This window comes from Pantoea trifolii (genome assembly GCF_024506435.1).
In the GTDB taxonomy this organism is placed as follows: domain Bacteria; phylum Pseudomonadota; class Gammaproteobacteria; order Enterobacterales; family Enterobacteriaceae; genus Pantoea; species Pantoea trifolii.
Genome location: NZ_JANIET010000001.1, coordinates 3,436,032 through 3,452,839, shown reverse-complemented (window position 1 = coordinate 3,452,839; position 16,808 = coordinate 3,436,032). Strand labels below are relative to the sequence as shown.

18 protein-coding genes are annotated in these 16,808 nt (G+C 55.4%); 14 read left to right on the top strand and 4 right to left on the bottom strand.

The genetic code is table 11. The annotated features are described in order from the left end of the window. Positions 1 to 254: 254 nt before the first annotated feature. Complete coding sequence (locus tag NQH49_RS15910; protein ID WP_256697361.1) at positions 255 to 1,109, bottom strand: SDR family oxidoreductase; 855 nt, start codon at positions 1,107 to 1,109, stop codon at positions 255 to 257. A 97-nt stretch (positions 1,110 to 1,206) separates the two neighbouring features. Here NQH49_RS15910 and NQH49_RS15905 point away from each other — a divergent pair, with 97 nt between their 5' ends. Continuing rightward, positions 1,207 to 1,569: a winged helix-turn-helix transcriptional regulator gene (locus NQH49_RS15905; RefSeq protein ID WP_256697359.1), complete on the top strand. Its 363-nt coding sequence runs from the start codon at positions 1,207 to 1,209 to the stop codon at positions 1,567 to 1,569. A gap of 32 nt (positions 1,570 to 1,601) precedes the next feature. On the opposite strand, the gene yghX is transcribed toward NQH49_RS15905, so the two are convergent. Further along, positions 1,602 to 2,492 (bottom strand): YghX family hydrolase, encoded by an 891-nt coding sequence (gene yghX / locus NQH49_RS15900; protein WP_256697357.1) that lies wholly within the window; start codon positions 2,490 to 2,492, stop codon positions 1,602 to 1,604. Between the two features lie 563 nt (positions 2,493 to 3,055). On the opposite strand from yghX, the gene NQH49_RS15895 reads away from it, so the two are divergent. The 5 genes from NQH49_RS15895 (at position 3,056) to NQH49_RS15875 (ending at position 8,192) form a co-directional block, all read left to right on the top strand. Then, positions 3,056 to 4,477 carry a cytochrome ubiquinol oxidase subunit I gene (locus tag NQH49_RS15895; protein WP_256697356.1) on the top strand — a complete coding sequence of 474 codons (1,422 nt, stop codon included), beginning with the start codon at positions 3,056 to 3,058 and terminating at the stop codon, positions 4,475 to 4,477. 1 nt (position 4,478) lies between these two features. After that, complete coding sequence (gene cydB, locus NQH49_RS15890) at positions 4,479 to 5,483, top strand: cytochrome d ubiquinol oxidase subunit II (protein ID WP_256697355.1); 1,005 nt, start codon at positions 4,479 to 4,481, stop codon at positions 5,481 to 5,483. Position 5,484: 1 nt separating this feature from the next. Next, a complete protein-coding gene (locus tag NQH49_RS15885; RefSeq protein ID WP_101761885.1) occupies positions 5,485 to 5,652 on the top strand; it encodes a DUF2474 domain-containing protein in 168 nt (55 codons plus the stop codon). Positions 5,653 to 5,753: 101 nt separating this feature from the next. Continuing rightward, positions 5,754 to 7,117 (top strand): IS3 family transposase gene (locus NQH49_RS15880; protein WP_256696421.1). Its coding sequence is split into 2 segments (ribosomal slippage): positions 5,754 to 6,249 and positions 6,249 to 7,117, totalling 1,365 coding nucleotides; the frame shifts between segments, so codons are not numbered across the junction. A gap of 208 nt (positions 7,118 to 7,325) precedes the next feature. After that, positions 7,326 to 8,192, top strand: coding sequence for a helix-turn-helix domain-containing protein (locus NQH49_RS15875; protein ID WP_256697354.1), 867 nt, complete (start codon positions 7,326 to 7,328; stop codon positions 8,190 to 8,192). 195 nt (positions 8,193 to 8,387) lie between these two features. On the opposite strand, the gene NQH49_RS23530 is transcribed toward NQH49_RS15875, so the two are convergent. Beyond that, the gene (locus tag NQH49_RS23530) at positions 8,388 to 8,444 is read right to left on the bottom strand and encodes an SEC-C metal-binding domain-containing protein (protein ID WP_137386906.1); all 57 of its coding nucleotides are present in this window, start codon (positions 8,442 to 8,444) and stop codon (positions 8,388 to 8,390) included. Here NQH49_RS23530 and NQH49_RS15870 point away from each other — a divergent pair, their 5' ends adjacent. The 3 genes from NQH49_RS15870 (at position 8,445) to NQH49_RS15860 (ending at position 10,243) form a co-directional block, all read left to right on the top strand. Next, positions 8,445 to 8,588 carry a hypothetical protein gene (locus tag NQH49_RS15870; RefSeq protein ID WP_162129952.1) on the top strand — a complete coding sequence of 48 codons (144 nt, stop codon included), beginning with the start codon at positions 8,445 to 8,447 and terminating at the stop codon, positions 8,586 to 8,588. 243 nt (positions 8,589 to 8,831) lie between these two features. Continuing rightward, positions 8,832 to 9,614, top strand: coding sequence for a siderophore-interacting protein (locus tag NQH49_RS15865; protein ID WP_256697353.1), 783 nt, complete (start codon positions 8,832 to 8,834; stop codon positions 9,612 to 9,614). A gap of 89 nt (positions 9,615 to 9,703) precedes the next feature. After that, positions 9,704 to 10,243, top strand: coding sequence for a PadR family transcriptional regulator (locus tag NQH49_RS15860; protein WP_256697352.1), 540 nt, complete (start codon positions 9,704 to 9,706; stop codon positions 10,241 to 10,243). A gap of 59 nt (positions 10,244 to 10,302) precedes the next feature. On the opposite strand, the gene NQH49_RS15855 is transcribed toward NQH49_RS15860, so the two are convergent. Continuing rightward, on the bottom strand, positions 10,303 to 10,590 hold the full coding sequence (locus tag NQH49_RS15855) for an Rdx family protein (RefSeq protein WP_192412075.1): 288 nt from the start codon (positions 10,588 to 10,590) through the stop codon (positions 10,303 to 10,305). Between the two features lie 221 nt (positions 10,591 to 10,811). On the opposite strand from NQH49_RS15855, the gene NQH49_RS15850 reads away from it, so the two are divergent. Genes NQH49_RS15850 through NQH49_RS15830 form a run of 5 tightly spaced genes read left to right on the top strand, consistent with a single transcriptional unit; the run spans position 10,812 to position 16,801 of the window. Further along, positions 10,812 to 13,145, top strand: coding sequence for a TonB-dependent receptor domain-containing protein (locus NQH49_RS15850; RefSeq protein ID WP_256697351.1), 2,334 nt, complete (start codon positions 10,812 to 10,814; stop codon positions 13,143 to 13,145). Positions 13,146 to 13,193: 48 nt separating this feature from the next. Next, entirely contained in the window at positions 13,194 to 14,216 is a 1,023-nt protein-coding gene (locus NQH49_RS15845) for a hemin-degrading factor (protein WP_256697350.1), read from the top strand. Continuing rightward, a complete protein-coding gene (locus NQH49_RS15840; RefSeq protein ID WP_256697348.1) occupies positions 14,213 to 15,034 on the top strand; it encodes a heme/hemin ABC transporter substrate-binding protein in 822 nt (273 codons plus the stop codon). Before NQH49_RS15845 ends, NQH49_RS15840 begins: the two co-directional genes overlap by 4 nt. Then, entirely contained in the window at positions 15,027 to 16,025 is a 999-nt protein-coding gene (locus NQH49_RS15835; RefSeq protein WP_256697346.1) for a FecCD family ABC transporter permease, read from the top strand. The genes NQH49_RS15840 and NQH49_RS15835 overlap by 8 nt, the downstream gene beginning before the upstream one ends. After that, on the top strand, positions 16,022 to 16,801 hold the full coding sequence (locus tag NQH49_RS15830; RefSeq protein ID WP_256697345.1) for a heme ABC transporter ATP-binding protein: 780 nt from the start codon (positions 16,022 to 16,024) through the stop codon (positions 16,799 to 16,801). Before NQH49_RS15835 ends, NQH49_RS15830 begins: the two co-directional genes overlap by 4 nt. The last annotated feature ends 7 nt before the right edge of the window (positions 16,802 to 16,808 follow it).

The window sequence follows — 16,808 nt, the reverse complement described above, 5'->3', positions numbered from 1 at the left end:
AAATGAAAGCGGCGTTTAAGATTGATGTTTAAATAGGTACGCAGAATTATCTGTATTTAAGAAAATCGCTAAAATTTGCGCGAAAAAGCGCGGGATGGCTTGATCAATTGATGGCATACGCAGCGGGAACTGAGCTGTATTTCCCTCACCCTAACCCTCTCCCGCAGGCGGGAGAGGGAACCGATCGAGCTAACATGTGGCAGCGTCTCCCTCTCCCGTGGGAGAGGCCCGGGGTGAGGGCATCAGGCCGCACCTTACTTCTGCAACGCCGCCTTAATCACTTCCGCATACGGCGTGGTTGGGCGACCAATCAGTTTGCTCAGCGTATGGCTATCATCAAACAATCCACCTTTTTCAGCACCGGCATCTGAATCTGCCAGCATCTCGGACAAGCCATCCGGCAAACCGGCACCTTTCAGCGCTGCGGCAAATTCGGCCTGCGGCAGGTTGATGTAATCCACTTGCTCGCCCGACTGTTTGGCAATCTCGGCGCTGAACTGCGCCAGCGTGTAACTGTCGTCGCCAGCCAGTTCATACACTTTGCCAGCCTGATCGTCACGGCTGATCACTTCGGCTGCCGCCGCCGCATAATCAGCGCGCGCCGCCGAGGCGATGCGACCTTCACCGACCGCACCAATAAAGGCATGATGCGCCAGCGCTGGCGCAATACTCGCCGCGTAGTTTTCGGTGTACCAGCCGTTACGCAGCAGCGCGAACGGAATGCCGGAAGCTTTCAGCTGCGCTTCAGTCGCACGATGCTCAATGCCTAAACCCAATGGCGACGTGTCGGCGTGCAGCAGGCTGGTGTAGGCGATAAAGCCAACGCCGGCGGCTTTTGCCGCCTCGATCACCGCCTTGTGCTGCGCTTCACGCTGGCCGACTTCACTGGAGGAGATCAGCAGCAACTTATCGACGCCAGCAAAGGCGCTGTGCAGCGTTTCCGGTTTGCCGTAATCCGCCGCACGCAGCGTCACGCCCAATGCTTGCAGATCGGCTGCTTTCTCCGGCGAACGCACCGCTGCAATGATTTCGCTAGCCGGCACTTTTTTCAGTAACGCGTCAATCACCAAACGGCCCAGTTGGCCGGTGGCACCTGTAATCGCAATCATGTTGTTCTCCTTTTGAACTGGTATGAAAACAGCCTAAGCGATAAACTAACTTTTAGTAAGTACTTACAGATTTGTTAGTTTGAGGTAGATGAGTTAAATGTCTGAAAAGATGAGTGAAAAATTTACGCGCGGTGAGTTGCTTAACGTGAACTGCCCGTCGCGCGAAGTGCTAAAACGCATTACCAGCCGCTGGAGCGTACTGATTTTGCTGGCGCTGCGCGAAGAAACCCTGCGCTTTAGCGAGCTGCGTCGCAAGATTGGCGGTGTTAGCGAACGCATGCTGGCGCAGACGCTGCGCTATATGGAAGAGGATGGTTTTGTTGAGCGCATCGCCTATGAAGTGGTGCCGCCGCACGTCGAGTATCGTTTGACGTCGTTAGGCCGCGAGGTGGAAGGGCAGGTGACCGGGCTGGCAGATTGGCTGGAAAGCAATGTACATCGGATATTGAAGGCGGATTGAGAAGGTCGCCATCAATGGCGACCACAGCGGCATTACGCGTGCAAATACTTCTCAAACCAGCCCAGCGTGCGGCTCCAGGCTAATTCGGCGGCGGCTTTGTCGTAACGCGGCGTCGAATCATTATGGAAGCCATGATTCACGCCGGGATAAACGTAGCCTTCGTAGACTTTATGATTGGCCTTTAACGCCTCTTCATAGGCTGGCCAACCTTCGTTGATACCTTTATCCAGCGCGGCATAGTGCAACAACAGCGGCGCTTTGATGCGCGGCACATCTTCGGCTTTAGGCTGACGGCCATAAAACGGCACCGCACAGGCCAAATCGGGAAACGCGACCGCTGCCGCATTCGCTACGCCACCGCCGTAGCAGAAGCCGGTGATGCCCACTTTGCCGGTGCCTTCCTCGTGATGCATCAGGAAATCAATCGCGGCGAAAAAGTCATTCATCAACTTGGTTGGATCGACTTTGGCCTGCATCGTTTTGCCTTCATCATCATTGCCCGGATAACCGCCCAGCGAACTCAGACCATCCGGTGCCAGCGCGATATAACCGGCTTTCGCTACCCGTCGTGCCACGTCTTCGATGTAGGGATTGAGGCCACGATTCTCGTGCACCACCACCACCGCAGGCACTTTGCCGGAGGCATTGGCCGGTCGTACCAGATAGCCGCGCACCTCGCCGTGACCTTGCGGTGACGGATAGTGAATGTACTCCGGTTTGATCGCCGGATCGGTAAATTCCACCTGCTGCGCCAGCGCATAATTGGGGCTCATGGCGCTCAATAATGTTGCGCTCGCCATACCCGCAACGGTGAATTTCGCCGCCATCGAGATAAATTCGCGTTTGCTGATTTTGCCATGGGCGTAGTAATCGTAAAGCTCGAGCAGTTCCTGAGGGAAATCCTGTGCAGTAAGACGGGCCATAACCTCTCCTTCGCTGTTTAACTGGTTGATTACTGCTCTAAAAAAGCACAGCTTGTCGCCGCTGGCAAATGCCATGCCGCAGCAGGTTAACGTCACCACGTTTACATCACGGCATAATTAATCAGCAGGAATATATCTTTTTATTATAAAAATATTATCTTTTAATTAACAATTATGATCCCCTCGCGCTGTCCGGAAATATTTACATGTTTCATTCAAACGCCATAAATATCATCTTTTCGCTTTGCACTAAAAAATAAATAAATGAAGTGGTTACCAGCTGAGCACAGCGAGAATAAGCGGAAAACAATAACAATATTGTCACAATGAGTGAGGGTGTTTAACCTTAACGTGGTGATTTTAAAGTATTAGTTTCTGCTGAAAACAATGATCGAAATCAAAAAACACTGTTATAGTTTTACCGAACTCCCCTGTATCTTTTTGTTCGCACCACTTCCTTTTACATTGGCGCGACATTTCTTTAAGCACGGCGAATAACCGCTGCGCTCTGCTTGTTAATTATAAGTAAAAATTCGGTGTAATTTGTGGCAATGAGGTAAGCAATGTTTGGATTAGACGCCTTTCATCTGGCCAGGATTCAGTTCGCATTTACTGTTTCCTTCCATATTATCTTTCCAGCCATCACCATCGGTCTCGCCAGTTTCCTGGCGGTGCTTGAAGGGATGTGGCTGAAAACCCGTAACGAGACCTATCGCGATCTCTACCATTTCTGGTCGAAAGCTTTTGCCGTTAACTTCGGCATGGGTGTGGTATCCGGATTGGTGATGGCGTACCAGTTCGGTACTAACTGGAGTGGTTTCTCACAGTTTGCTGGCAGTATTACCGGCCCGCTGCTCACCTATGAAGTGTTAACTGCGTTCTTCCTTGAAGCGGGCTTCCTTGGCGTGATGCTGTTTGGCTGGAACCGCGTCGGTCCAGGCTTGCACTTCTTTGCAACCTGCATGGTCGCGCTCGGTACCATCTTCTCCACCTTCTGGATTCTGGCGTCGAACAGCTGGATGCATACGCCGCAGGGCTACATCATCCAGAACGGCATCGTGGTGCCGGAAGATTGGCTGAAAATCATCTTTAACCCTTCGTTCCCTTATCGCTTGTTCCACATGTCGGTGGGTGCCTTCCTCGCCAGCGCCTTCTTTGTCGGCGCGTCGGGCGCTTGGCATTTGCTGCGCGGTAACGACAATCCAGCGATTCGTAAGATGTTCTCGATGGCGCTGTGGATGGCGCTGATCGTCGCGCCGATTCAGGCAATGATCGGTGATGCGCATGGCCTGAACACCCTTGAGCATCAGCCAGCGAAAATCGCGGCGATTGAAGGACACTGGGAAAACAAGCCGGGTGAAGCCACGCCGCTGATTCTGTTCGGTGTGCCGGATATGGAGCAAGAGCGCACCAAGTACGCGCTGGAAATCCCGTACCTCGGCAGCCTGATTCTGACGCACAGCCTCGACAAGCAGATTCCTGCGTTGAAGAGCTTCCCGAAAGAGGACCGTCCGAATTCCACCATCATCTTCTGGTCATTCCGCGTGATGGTGGCGCTGGGCCTGCTGATGATTACGCTCGGCGTGGTGTCTCTGTGGCTGCGTTTCAAAGGCCGTTTGTACCACTCGCGTCCGTTCCTGTGGTTCACGCTGCTGATGGGGCCATCGGGTTTAATCGCCATTCTGGCCGGCTGGTTTACTACCGAAATTGGACGTCAGCCTTGGGTGGTGTATGGCGTGCAGCGCACCATTGATGCGGTCTCCGCGCATGGCGATATGCATATGAGCATCAGCCTGCTGGCGTTCATTCTGGTCTACTCGTCGGTGTTTGGTGTTGGTTACCTCTACATGATGCGTCTGATCAAAGAGGGTCCGGTGACCGGCGAAGGTAAAGAGGTTGATCACGGTGGTCCGGGTCAGCATCACACGCCAGCGCGTCCGTTGTCGGCGGCCAAAACCCATAGCGAAAAGAGTGGGGAGCACTAAGATGATCGACTTTTCAATTATCTGGTTTGCCATCATCGTGTTTGGCACCTTGATGTACATCGTGATGGATGGCTTCGATCTCGGCATTGGCTTGCTGCTGCCGTTTAACAAAGATCCCATCGAACGCGACATGATGGTGAACACCGTTGCCCCGGTTTGGGATGGCAACGAAACCTGGCTGGTACTGGGCGGCGCGGCGCTGTACGGCGCATTCCCGCTGGCGTATTCGGTGCTGCTGGATGCGCTGTCGATTCCTTTGACGGCGATGCTGATTGGCCTGATCTTCCGCGGCGTAGCCTTTGAGTTCCGCTTCAAGGCCACGGTAGAACACCGTCCGTTCTGGGATAAGTCGTTTATTGCCGGTTCACTGCTGGCCACCTTCAGCCAGGGCGTGGCCGTTGGCGCCATCCTGAATGGTTTCCCGGTGATTGGCCGTGAATATGCGGGTTCAGCGATGAGCTGGTTAGCGCCGTTCCCGCTGTTCTGCGGCGTTGGTCTGGTGATCGCTTATGCGCTACTGGGTTGTACCTGGCTGATCATGAAAACCGAACACGACCTGCACCGTAAGATGTCTGCGCTGGCGACACCGCTGACGCTGACGCTGCTGCTGGTGGTGGGCATTATCAGTATCTGGACGCCGCTGACGCATGCGGATATCGCGCAGCGCTGGTTCTCGCGTCCGAACCTGTTCTGGTTCCTGCCGGTTCCGGTGCTGGTGGTGCTCTGTTCGTGGGGGATTGTGCGCGCCATCAAGCGTGAAGCGCATTACTCGCCGTTCATCCTGACGCTGGCGCTGATTTTCCTGGGCTTCTCGGGCCTTGGCATCAGCATCTGGCCGAACATCATTCCACCGTCCATCACCATCTGGCAGGCGGCGTCTCCGGCGAGCAGCCAGGCGTTTATGCTGGTGGGCGGCTTGCTGATTATTCCGGTCATTCTGGGTTACACCTTCTGGAGTTACTACGTGTTCCGCGGAAAAATCAAAGCCGACGAAGGATACCATTGATATGAAAACCGAGGTCAGCAACATGAAAACTCACTCTGAAACTAAGATTCCGTGGTGGAAGCAGGTGATGTGGCTGGTAGTCATTTACGGCGCAAGCGTGCTGGCACTCGGTGTGGTGGCATCACTGTTTCGTATGATGATGACGGCAGCGGGCATGCGTTCGCATTGAGTCCCCGCATTAACAGAACCCATTGATATCACCGTAGGGTCGCCATTCATGAACTGCACCCCAAATGTTGGACCATAATCTGACATTGAAGGTGCAGCTCTATGACAACAAAATATCCCATCGAATTTAAACTCTCGGCCATTCACTATTTTCTTAGCGGCCATGCCGGTATTGATGGAACGGCTAAGCACTTCAGCATTGCCCCTACTAACCTCCGCCGCTGGGTTGCGCGCTATCAGCATCACGGTGAGCAGGCTTTGCTTCCCCGCGGGCACCGGCGTTATTCTTCTGACTTCAGGGTCCAGGTGGCGCATTATGCTCTGGCTCATACCGGTGAGTCATACGCTGCGGTTGCGGCGCGTTTTAATATCAGCTCACACAAAACGGTTGAATCCTGGGTCCGCCAGTACAGCCTTAAAGGTCACTATGCTTTCCCGCCCGAAAACAGCACGCGGAGAACACCAATGTCAGGCAAAGAAAAATCACCAAAACCAGTCGGGTCAATGACGCCGGAAGAGCTGCTTAAGGAGCTCGAATACCTGCGTGCCGAAAACGACTATCTGAAGGTCATGCAGGAGATTATCCTGGAAAAAAAGCGCCGGGAGCGGGAGAAAAAGCCGCAGCCGTGACGCTGCTGCGCACGCGGCATCGCCTGCCGGTGCTGCTGAGCGTATCGCGGCTGCCAAAAAGCACTTTTTTTTATCAGCTTGCCCGCCAGCAGGCAGCGGATAAGTACGCAGAGGTGAAGACGCTTATCGTCAGGCTGTCAGAGGAGCATCGCAGTGTTTATGGCTACCGGCGCATGGGCTGCCTGCTCAGGCAGCACGGCTGGGCGCTGAGCGGGAAAACCGTGCTGAAGCTGATGTCGGCGCTGGGTCTGCAGTCGCCGGTAAGAAAGAAGAGATACCGGTCCTGTCGCGGGCCCGAGGGGCGGACAGCCGGCAACGTGCTGCAGCGCAACTTCCGGGCACAGGCACCGAACGAGAAGTGGGTAACGGACGTAACGGAGTTCAGCGTTGCGGGTGAAAAATGCTACCTGTCCCCGGTTCTGGACCTGTATAACGGCGAAATCGTGGGCTGGGAAACGGCGCGTAAGCCGCTGATGCCGATGATAAACGGTATGCTGAGCAGAGCCTTACAGCATCTGACGGGCGAGCAGCGTCCGCTTCTTCACAGCGATCAGGGCTGGCAGTATCAGATGCCGGAGTATCAGCGGCGCCTGGCGGAAAACGGGATAAAACAGAGCATGTCGCGCAGAGGAAACTGCCTGGACAACGCGGTGATGGAAAACTTCTTCGGTCATCTGAAGTCGGAAATGTTTTACCTGAAGAAATACCGTGACGTAGAGGAGCTGGAGAAGGACATCGGAGACTATATCCACTTCTGGAATACTAAGCGGATAAAAATGGGGCTGGGTGGGCTGAGTCCGGTAGCGTACAGGACTCAGCATTACGCAGCGCTTTAACTAAACGGTCCAGGTTATGGGGTTCAGTTCATTCATGGCGACCTTTTTCTTTTCTGCGATCAAAAAAACGTTAGTAACCTAAGCAATTAATGCTTTTCCCGCTTCGGTACGTTTACTCTTCCTTACGTTAGTAATACGTTTTTGTTATATTTATGTGACGAATAACGCAAATTCATGACGTTAACCACCTCATTCGACCATCAAAATCATGCTCAGCCTGAATGTAAAAAAACAGTACATCAACGATCTGGTGGACTGGATAGAAGCGAACCTGACCGACGAACTCAACATCGATCTGATTACCCTGAAATCCGGTTACTCGAAATGGCACATGCAGCGCATGTTCAAAGAGATGACCGGGCAAACGCTGGCGTCCTACACGCGCAAACGTCGTCTGACCATGGCGGCGATGGCGCTGCGTTTGACCAACATGCCGCTGATCGACATTGCGGTGCGCTTTGGCTTTGATAATCAGCAGAATTTTACCCGCGTGTTTAAAAGTCACTTCTCGATGACGCCGGGTGCCTATCGCCGCATTCCAGAGATGCTGATGAAGGATTTCCACAGCCGCATCTCCACGCAGCGCGAGTGGGTCAATGCGCGTCTGGCGCAGAAGCCGGAAATTCAGCTGTGTGGTGAAGTGATTGAGTGGGAATGCCGCTTCGGCGAATACATCGATCACCATAACCATGTGGTGGCGCAGCACACGCGTGATTTCATCGCTTTTGCGGGTCAGCACGTAAATCGCGGCTGGCTGGGCTTCCAGTTCAGTCCGGGCCTACATTCCGCCGATCAGCAACACATCAGCCTGTTCCAGGCGCTGGAAAGTCAGTACGCCGATGTGCTGCCGCGTAATGTGCAGAACTGGACCGGAGAAAGTGGTTTGTATGCGGAGATTGACTGGCACGGCGCGCCGGAAGAGATCAACGCGTTCACCGCGGAGATTTACTACAACCACTTGCCAGCGCTGGGCGTAGCACGCCGTGCGGGCAAAGATTTGCTCAAGCTGGATCTGAAATACAGTACGCCCGATCTGTTGCAGGGCACCTTCTATATTCCGGTGGCGGATATGTAATGCATAATTCGTGCGGTAAACCGTGACAAACCGCACGATTTTATAAACTCAAGGCGGTAATCGGCGTAAAATTCTCCATCGAAACCTGATTGGCCGCGTAAATCACCAGCCGCCACACATCAGGCTGGATAATCACCTGCATTTCTGGTCCATTCCGGGCCGCTATAGTGAACAGACAAAAAAATTATGCGACTTCTACCGTTGTTCCTCATGACAGCGCTTGTAGCGTTTTCTTCGCTGGCAAGTGCACAAATGGCCGAGCCTTTTTCACCGCCAGGCGGTCTGCATCCGCATCAACCCCATTGCGCGCAGCATGAAATTCTGGGCGACAATGTGCTGCCGAAACACAGCCAGGATGATGGCAGTTTCGTAACCTGCGGCAATCACCAGGCGTAATCTCGTCCCGCCACAAAATTCCAATCTGCTACATCCTTTATGAAGGTCGTCATAAATGACGCCCCTACATTCGCACATGCCTTCCGTAGGGTCGCCATTCATGGCGACCTTTGCGATGGCGCGTACCATTCTGGCGACCAAACACACAGATAGCATTTTTCGGCATTGCATCGAAGATATATCATAACTATTCTCTCCCCATCAGATGAGAATGACTTTCACTATCTTTTAGGGAGACACCACGTGCAAACTACCCCTTCCGAACGCGTGCCACGCCGCGTGCGCAATGAACTGCGCTTCCGCCATATCACCGTGGTCAGCAAAACGCTGATTGCCGGTGAATTCTGGCGCATTGTTTTCAACGGCAGCGATCTGGCCGGCTTCAACTCGCCATCGTTTGACGATCACATCAAAGTGTTCTTCCCGGAACATGCCGGCGCTGAGCTGGCGCTGCCGCAGATCACCGATGAAGGCATCGTTTGGCCGAATGGCGTGCGACCTGCCGCGCGTGATTACACGCCGCTGGAATTTAACGGCGTCGATTCCCTGACCATCGATTTCTACGTCCACGATGGCGGCGTTGCCAGCAGCTGGGCAAACCAAGCCAAAGTGGGCGATCAAATCGCGATGGGCGGCCCGCGCGGTTCGTTGGTGATACCAACGGATTATGCCTGCCAGATTTACGTCTGCGATGAGACCGGTTTGCCTGCCTTTAAACGTCGTTACAGCGAAATGCAGGCGCAGGAAATTCACCTGCTGGCCTATGCCGATGAAGCCACCGGCCGCGATTATCTCGGTGATTTGCCAAATGTGCAGGTGAGCTGGTTGGGAAGCGGCAGCATGCAGGCCGATAACCTGGCACCGATAACGGCACAGCTGGATCAGATTGCGCTGCCCGCCACTGAATACTTCATCTGGCTGACCGGCGAGGGCGAAGCGGTGAAATTACTGAGCGATTACTTCACCCAGGGACGCGGTGCAAATACCGATTTCGTGCGCGCCGTAGCTTATTGGCATCAGAAATAACGGTAATGCTGCGCGCGCTGCCGCCTGTGTTGAATTTTGCCAGGTGGCAGACTACTATCAACCTCCCTTAATTAGCGCTCAGGAAGGCAATGAAACAGCAGCGGGATTTTCCATGGCAATCCGATCACGCACAGCGTACCGTCTGTGCAGGCGCACGTAAGAAGCGTCGGGAGCGGATGCTGGATGCCAGCGATATCCGCCTGTTAATGCTGCACTTTCTGGCCAACAGTTCTGCGCACGGTTATGAGCTGATCAAATCGGTTGAAGAGCTCTCCAAAGGGGAATATTCCCCGAGTCCCGGCATTATTTATCCCAACCTGACGCTGCTCGAAGAGATGGATGCGATTCGCGTGGTCGATGCGCAGGCATCACGCAAAGCCTATGCACTGAATGAGAGCGGCGTGGCGCTGCTGGCAGAGAATCGTGACAATGTGGATGCGATTATCGAGCGCTTAACCTCACTGGCGATTCTGGTGAATAACCGCAGCATTCCGCAGGTTGAGCAGGCGATTCACCTGATCAAACACACCTTGAATCATCGTCTGGCGCAGGAAGATATTTCGGATGAGGCGCTGGAGATAGTCATTAGCGCGCTGCACGAAGCGGCGGAAAAAATCGCCAAAAGTTAGCATTACGAACGTAGGGTCGCCATTCATGGCGACCGTCCAGAAAATCGCACCAACCAAAATCAACTCTTCTTCTTATCCACATGCCCCAACGCGCGATCCGGCCAGCAAACATCGCGTACGCGCTGCTTCAGCGCGGCCGCATCCGGAAATCCGCCTTCCTGCTTACGCTCCCAAATCACCTGACCATCAATGGTGATCTCAAATACGCCGCCGGTTCCCGGTTGTAGCGTTACCGCACTTAAATCCTCGGCAAACGTATGCAGCAACTCCTGCGCCATCCAGGCGGAACGCAGCAGCCAGTTACATTGTGTGCAGTAATGAATGGTAATCGCTGGTTTCTGTGACATAACCTGTCTCTTTTAGATATATAAGTTAACAAAATGTGCGGTCCAAGATACATCTTAGCTTACTGCTAGTTGATAATGATTACCACTTGCATTACATTCCTGTCGACATCATTTATTACATAAAATAAGTCCATATTTTTTTACGGTCTTTTAACCCAAGCCCGTACTTTCAGGCAGCAAGCAAGTGAGCGAATACTAACAATTAACCAGGTATTTCGCGCATGTCTTCACTCTTTCAGGGAACGGCCCAGCAACGTCTTTTCAAAGTTGCCATCTTATCTTCAGCCATTCATGCCGCTTGCAGTTTTGCCGCCAGCGACAGTACCAGCAATGAACCGGTTCTCACCGTCACCGCGCCAAAACAGCAGGCCGGCAATAAAACCACCATCACGGCACAAGAGCTGCAAAAACGCGGTGCGAATGATTTCGGTTCGATCATGCGTTATGAGCCGCTGATCAGCGCCACCGGATCCAGCGGCGGATCCTCGGCCGGCAAAAGCGGTTTCGACCGCGCGGGCTATACCGGTTACAACATTCGTGGTCTGGAGAGTAACCGCGTCGGCATGGATATCGACGGCATTCCGATTCCAGATGCCACCGGCCGTCCTTACGTCAGCCGAACCGGCAACAACACCTTTGGAATTGGCCGTGATTACATCGATCCCTACATGTTCGGCAGCGTTGATATCGAGAAGGGCGCCACGGCGGTGGATCAACCGAATACCTCGATTGGCGGTAACGTCTCATTCCATAACAAAAGCGCCGACGATTACCTTAGCAGCGACAAAAAAACCTACTTCGGTTATCAGAGCGGTTACGACTCATCGAATCGTAGCTGGCACAACGGCATCACCGCCGCCGCCGGCGATGATGAGCTACGCGGCCTGTTTGTTTACAGCCGTCGCGACGGTCAGGAAACCGAGAACAACAGCGGCGTGATCGATGCTTATCCGGCCAACTGGCACTCTGACGCCTTTATGACGTCCGGCATCTGGCAGCCGAACGATCAGCACAAGCTGAGCGCTACTTTCGATTACTATCACAAAACCAATCACAGCCATTACGATACCTGGGACACCAGCGGCAACACGGTTTGGGGCACCGCGCAGCAGCAGAGTGATACGCGCCGCTGGGGTATCAATCTGGCGGATGAGTGGACGCCGTACAACGACTTTATCGATACGCTGACCACACGCCTTTACTGGCAGCAAACGCAGGCGCACGACAATACGTATCTGCCCACCAGCGCTAGCCAGTATGGCTTTGTCTATTCCGATTTCAACGTCGATACCTATGGCTTCGACACACGCGGCACCAAAACGCTGGGCCGTCACGAGCTGAGTGCTGGTGTCAACGCGCGCCTGGATAACAGCGAGCGTCCATTCCGTCAGGAACCAACGCCGAGCGCCTTTAGCGCCATCACACAGCCGCAGTCTGACAGCCGCACCTTCGCGGTGGCGGGTTATCTGCAAGATAAGATCAATTTCGATGTTGATAGCCACAACTTCGCGGTTATTCCCGGCGTGCGCGTAATGTATCAAAGCACCAAACCCAAGGATCTGGGCGATCTGACTAACGGCAGCACGGTGCTGACCGAAGAGCAGGTTGATGCGCTGTACGGCAAAACCAACTCCGATACCCAAGTGCTGCCATCGCTGACCTTCCAGTACGACTTAACGCCAGCGCTGACCACCTATCTGCAATATAAACGCGGCGTGCAGTTCCCTACCACCAGCCAGCTGTATGGATCATGGAACCTTGGCTCCAGCTACGCGGGTAGCGCGCAGTATGCGCTGATCGGTAACACCGATCTGAAAACTGAAACCAGTAACAACTTCGAGTGGGGCCTGAAAGGGCAGGCGACTGAAGGCGTAACGGTCAACACCTCGGTGTTCTACAACCAGTACAAAAACTTCATCGCTTACACCCGCTATCGTCGCTCGGCCAATCCGGAGATGTTCCTCAACGTCCCAAGCAACATCTACACCAGCTATCAGGCCGAAAACCGCGATAAGGCCTACATTTATGGTGCTGAGATCGCCACCAAAGTGAATTACGGCACCTGGTTCCCGCAAGTGGATGGCCTGAGCAGCACCTTTGCGCTGGGCTACAACGAAGGTAAATCCAAGTCCAGCTACGCCGGTGACAAGTACATCGATCTCGATAGCGTCGCGCCATTGAAAGCGATTGTCGGTCTGGCGTGGGATGACAAAGCGCGCGGCTACGGCGCAGCGCTGACCGCCACCTTCGTGAAAGGTAAGCAGGCCACGGCGACCAACCGCGAAAGCTACACCAACACCGGCACGGCGATCACCGACTCCACCTCGGAATATATGCGCGTACCGGGTTACGGCATGGTAGATGCGACGGCTTACTGGCAGGCGACGAAAAACGTCAAGCTGAGCGGCGGCATCTATAACATTACCGATCGCAAATACTGGGATTACACCAGCAGCCGCACGCTGACCAGCAGCAATGCCCAGGAACGCAACGACATCAACCTGGCGGTAATGCCAGGCCGCACCTTCCAGCTGGGTGTGAACGTCGATTTCTAATCCCTTTTCGCCCTGCGGCAGCGCAGGGCATTTTCATGGAGCAAGGCAATGAACCCACGTTACGATCACTATCTGGCGCTGAAAGGCGAGCATCCGAAAAAGTACGCGCGCGATCTCGCAGCATTGATGGGCATTGGCGAAGCGCAGCTGTGTGAAGCGCGTGTCGGTCATGATGCAAAGGCGTTAAAAGCCGATTTCCCAGCGCTGCTGGCGGCACTGGCGGCGATAGGTGAAACCAAAAGCATTACCCGCAATGAATATGCAGTTCACGAGCAGGTGGGCAAATATGAAAACCTGCACCTCGGCGAACACGCCGGACTGATTCTCAACCCGCGCGCGCTCGATCAGCGCCTGTTCCCGAGTCAGTGGCACAGCGCGTTCTTCCTGCGCGAGCAGAGCGCTCACGGAGAACGTCAAAGCATCCAGATTTTTGATCGCCACGCTGATGCGGTGCTGAAAATCTACACCACCGACAACACCGATTTCGCCGCGTGGGATGCACTGATTGCGGCGTTCGTGCAAGAGAACGCGGCGGCGTTAGATCCGCAACCCGCCAGCGCGCCGCAATACAGCAGTGCGATTGATGCCAGCAAAGTGGAAGCCGAATGGCGCGCCATCACCGATGTGCATCAGTTCTTTGGTCTGCTGAAGCGCCGTAACATTTCGCGCCCGCAAGCGTTCCGCGCGGTGGCGGACGATCTGGCACGTCAGGTGAGCAATGACTCGCTGGCGCAGTTGCTGGATCTGGCGCAGCAGGATGGCAACGAAATCATGATTTTCATCGGTAACCGTGGCTGCACGCAGATCTTCACCGGCGCGGTAGAGAAGCTGATGCCGATGGATAACTGGATCAACATCTTCAATCCGACCTTCACGCTGCATTTGATGGCGGATCACATCAGCGAAAGCTGGGTGACGCGCAAACCGAGCGGCGACGGCTTCGTCACCAGCCTGGAACTGTTTGCTGCCGACGGCACGCAGATCGCGCAGCTGTACGGCCAGCGCAGCGAAGGCACGCCGGAGCAGGCGCGCTGGCGCGAGCAGGTAATGTCGCTGGAGGCGTTAGCATGAAAAAACTTCTGTTGCTGCTGACGGCGCTGGCGCTGCCGGCTGTAGCGGCCGAGCGGGTGATCTCGATTGGCGGCGACGTCACGCAGATCATCTACGCATTGGGTGCGCAGCAGGATCTGGTGGCGCGCGACAGCACCAGCCAGCATCCGGCGCAGGCCAACAAGCTGCCGGATATCGGTTATATGCGTCAGCTGAATGCCGAAGGGATTCTGGCGCTGAAGCCGACGCTGGTGCTGAGCAGCGAGCTGGCAAAACCGTCGCTGGTATTGCAGCAGGTGGAGCAGGCGGGCGTGAAGGTGGTGGATGTCACTGGAAAAAACAGCCTTGACGCCATCCCGGAAAAAATCGCCACCATCGGCAAGGCGCTGCATCGTGAAGATGAAGCCAACGCGCTGATCGAAAAGGTCAACAAACAACGCGCGCAGATCTCGCAACAACCGTTGCCAGTTAAAGTGCTGTTTATCATGGCGCACGGCGGCATGCGCACTCAGGCGGCAGGCGCGCAAACCGGCGCGGATGGCGCGATTCGCAGCGCTGGTCTGATCAACGCGATGGCGGTGGTGCCGCACTATCAGCAGCTGTCGCAGGAAGGCGTGGTCGCCGCCGCACCGGATTTGATCGTGGTGGGTGAAGATGGCCTGCGTACGCTGGGCGGCGAAGAGAAAGTGTGGGCGCTGCCCGGTTTGGCATTGACGCCAGCCGGTCAGCATCGCGCTTTACTGGTGGTTGATGAGATGGCGCTGCTGAGCTTTGGTCTTGATACGCCGGGCGCGATTGTGAAGTTGCGTCGTGCCGCTGAAGCAGTAAAACATGACTAATACCTCCATGCTTCGCTGGCTGTGTGTGATGGGCATCAGCATGGTGATGTGTATGCTGCTGGCCGCCAACTTCGGCGCGATGCCGCTTTCAATGCGCACCTTGCTGCGTGCGCCGCTCAGCGATATGGCGTGGCAAATCTGGATCAACATCCGCCTGCCGCGCGTGCTGCTGGCGGTGCTGCTCGGCATGGCGTTGGCAGTGTCCGGCGCGGTGATGCAGGGATTGTTTCGCAATCCGCTGGCCGATCCCGGTTTGCTCGGCATCAGCAGCGGAGCGGGGTTGGCGGTGGCGATATCGATCGTTATCCCACTCGGCTTGCCGCCGCTGCTGGCGCTGTGGCTGCCAACTCTCGCTGCCTTTATGGGCAGTTTGGTGGTGACGCTGCTGATCTTCAGTTTTAGCCGTCTGGCGTTGGGAAATTTATCGCGCTTGCTGCTGGTCGGCATCGCCATCAATGCCTTATGTGGCGCGGCGGTTGGCGTGCTGTCGTGGCTGAGTAACGATCAGCAGCTGCGTCAGCTGGCGCTGTGGGGCATGGGCAGTTTAAGCGCGGCGCAGTGGCCGAGTTTGCTGGTGTGCGCAGTGCTGATTCTGCCGGCACTGATGGCGATTCAGCTGCGCGCGCGCCGTCTCAACTTGCTGCAACTCGGTGAAGAAGACGCGCATTACATGGGCATCGACGTAAAGCGCACGCAGCGTCAGCTGCTGGTGCTGAGTGCGTTGCTGGTGGGCACGGCCGTGGCGGTGAGCGGCATTATCGGCTTTGTCGGTTTAGTGGTGCCGCACCTGATGCGCTTCTGTCTCGGCAGCGATCATCGCTGGATGCTGCCGGGTTCGGCGCTGGCGGGCGCGATTTTGCTGCTGCTGGCCGATACGCTGGCGCGCACCGTGGTAGTGCCGGCGGAAATGCCGGTTGGCCTGTTAACCAGTCTGCTGGGCGGCCCGTGGTTTCTCTGGCTGATTCTGCGTGAGCCCAAGGGGGATGAATGAGTGACTGCATGCAGGCGCACGGTCTGCGTTTTAGCCACGGCTCACGCGCCTTGATCGACGACGTTTCCCTGACTTTGCAGCCTGGCGAAATGATTGCGCTGATTGGTCCCAACGGCGCGGGGAAATCCACGCTGCTGCGTTTGCTCACCGGGTTTCTCACGCCAGAAGCGGGCGAGTGCTGGCTCGGCGATCGTCCGCTAAACAGCTGGCCGCGCGAACCGCTGGCGCAGCGCCGCGCGGTGATGCGTCAGCAAAATAGCGTGAGTTTTCCGCTGCCCGCCGCCGATGTGGTGGCGATGGGGCGTGCGCCCTGGCCTGCCGCTCAATCCAAAGCGGTGATTGAAGAAGTGATGCAGATTACCGGCAGCCTTGAGCTGGCACAGCGCGATTATCGATCGCTTTCCGGTGGTGAACAGCAGCGCGTGCAGCTGGCGCGCGTGCTGGCTCAGTTGTGGCATGACGATGGCCCGCGCGGCTGGCTGTTTCTCGATGAACCCACTTCCGCGCTGGATCTGTTCTGGCAGCAGCACAGTTTGCGCTTGTTGCATCGCCTGACGCGCAACGGACGCTTCAGCGTCTGTACCGTGCTGCACGATCTTAATCTCGCATCGCTGTGGTCGGATCGGGTGCTGTTGCTGCATCAGGGCAAGCTGGTGGCGGAAGGTGCGCCGCATGAAGTGATGACCGAACACACGCTGACGCGCTGGTATCAGGCGGAGCTGGATGTGATGCTGCAGGATGAGAAGGGCAGGCCGCAGATTCAGTTACGTGCATAATGTTTCG

Coding starts and splice junctions, on each gene's coding strand:
- NQH49_RS15875 (WP_256697354.1), top strand. CDS start 7,326: ATGCTCAGCCTGAATGTAAAAAAACAGTACATCAACGATCTGGTGGAC.
- NQH49_RS15855 (WP_192412075.1), bottom strand. CDS start 10,590: ATGTCACAGAAACCAGCGATTACCATTCATTACTGCACACAATGTAAC.
- NQH49_RS15845 (WP_256697350.1), top strand. CDS start 13,194: ATGAACCCACGTTACGATCACTATCTGGCGCTGAAAGGCGAGCATCCG.
- yghX (WP_256697357.1), bottom strand. CDS start 2,492: ATGGCCCGTCTTACTGCACAGGATTTCCCTCAGGAACTGCTCGAGCTT.
- NQH49_RS15910 (WP_256697361.1), bottom strand. CDS start 1,109: ATGATTGCGATTACAGGTGCCACCGGCCAACTGGGCCGTTTGGTGATT.
- NQH49_RS15860 (WP_256697352.1), top strand. CDS start 9,704: ATGAAACAGCAGCGGGATTTTCCATGGCAATCCGATCACGCACAGCGT.
- NQH49_RS15870 (WP_162129952.1), top strand. CDS start 8,445: ATGGCCGAGCCTTTTTCACCGCCAGGCGGTCTGCATCCGCATCAACCC.
- cydB (WP_256697355.1), top strand. CDS start 4,479: ATGATCGACTTTTCAATTATCTGGTTTGCCATCATCGTGTTTGGCACC.
- NQH49_RS15840 (WP_256697348.1), top strand. CDS start 14,213: ATGAAAAAACTTCTGTTGCTGCTGACGGCGCTGGCGCTGCCGGCTGTA.
- NQH49_RS15835 (WP_256697346.1), top strand. CDS start 15,027: ATGACTAATACCTCCATGCTTCGCTGGCTGTGTGTGATGGGCATCAGC.
- NQH49_RS15905 (WP_256697359.1), top strand. CDS start 1,207: ATGTCTGAAAAGATGAGTGAAAAATTTACGCGCGGTGAGTTGCTTAAC.
- NQH49_RS15895 (WP_256697356.1), top strand. CDS start 3,056: ATGTTTGGATTAGACGCCTTTCATCTGGCCAGGATTCAGTTCGCATTT.
- NQH49_RS15885 (WP_101761885.1), top strand. CDS start 5,485: ATGAAAACCGAGGTCAGCAACATGAAAACTCACTCTGAAACTAAGATT.
- NQH49_RS15830 (WP_256697345.1), top strand. CDS start 16,022: ATGAGTGACTGCATGCAGGCGCACGGTCTGCGTTTTAGCCACGGCTCA.
- NQH49_RS15850 (WP_256697351.1), top strand. CDS start 10,812: ATGTCTTCACTCTTTCAGGGAACGGCCCAGCAACGTCTTTTCAAAGTT.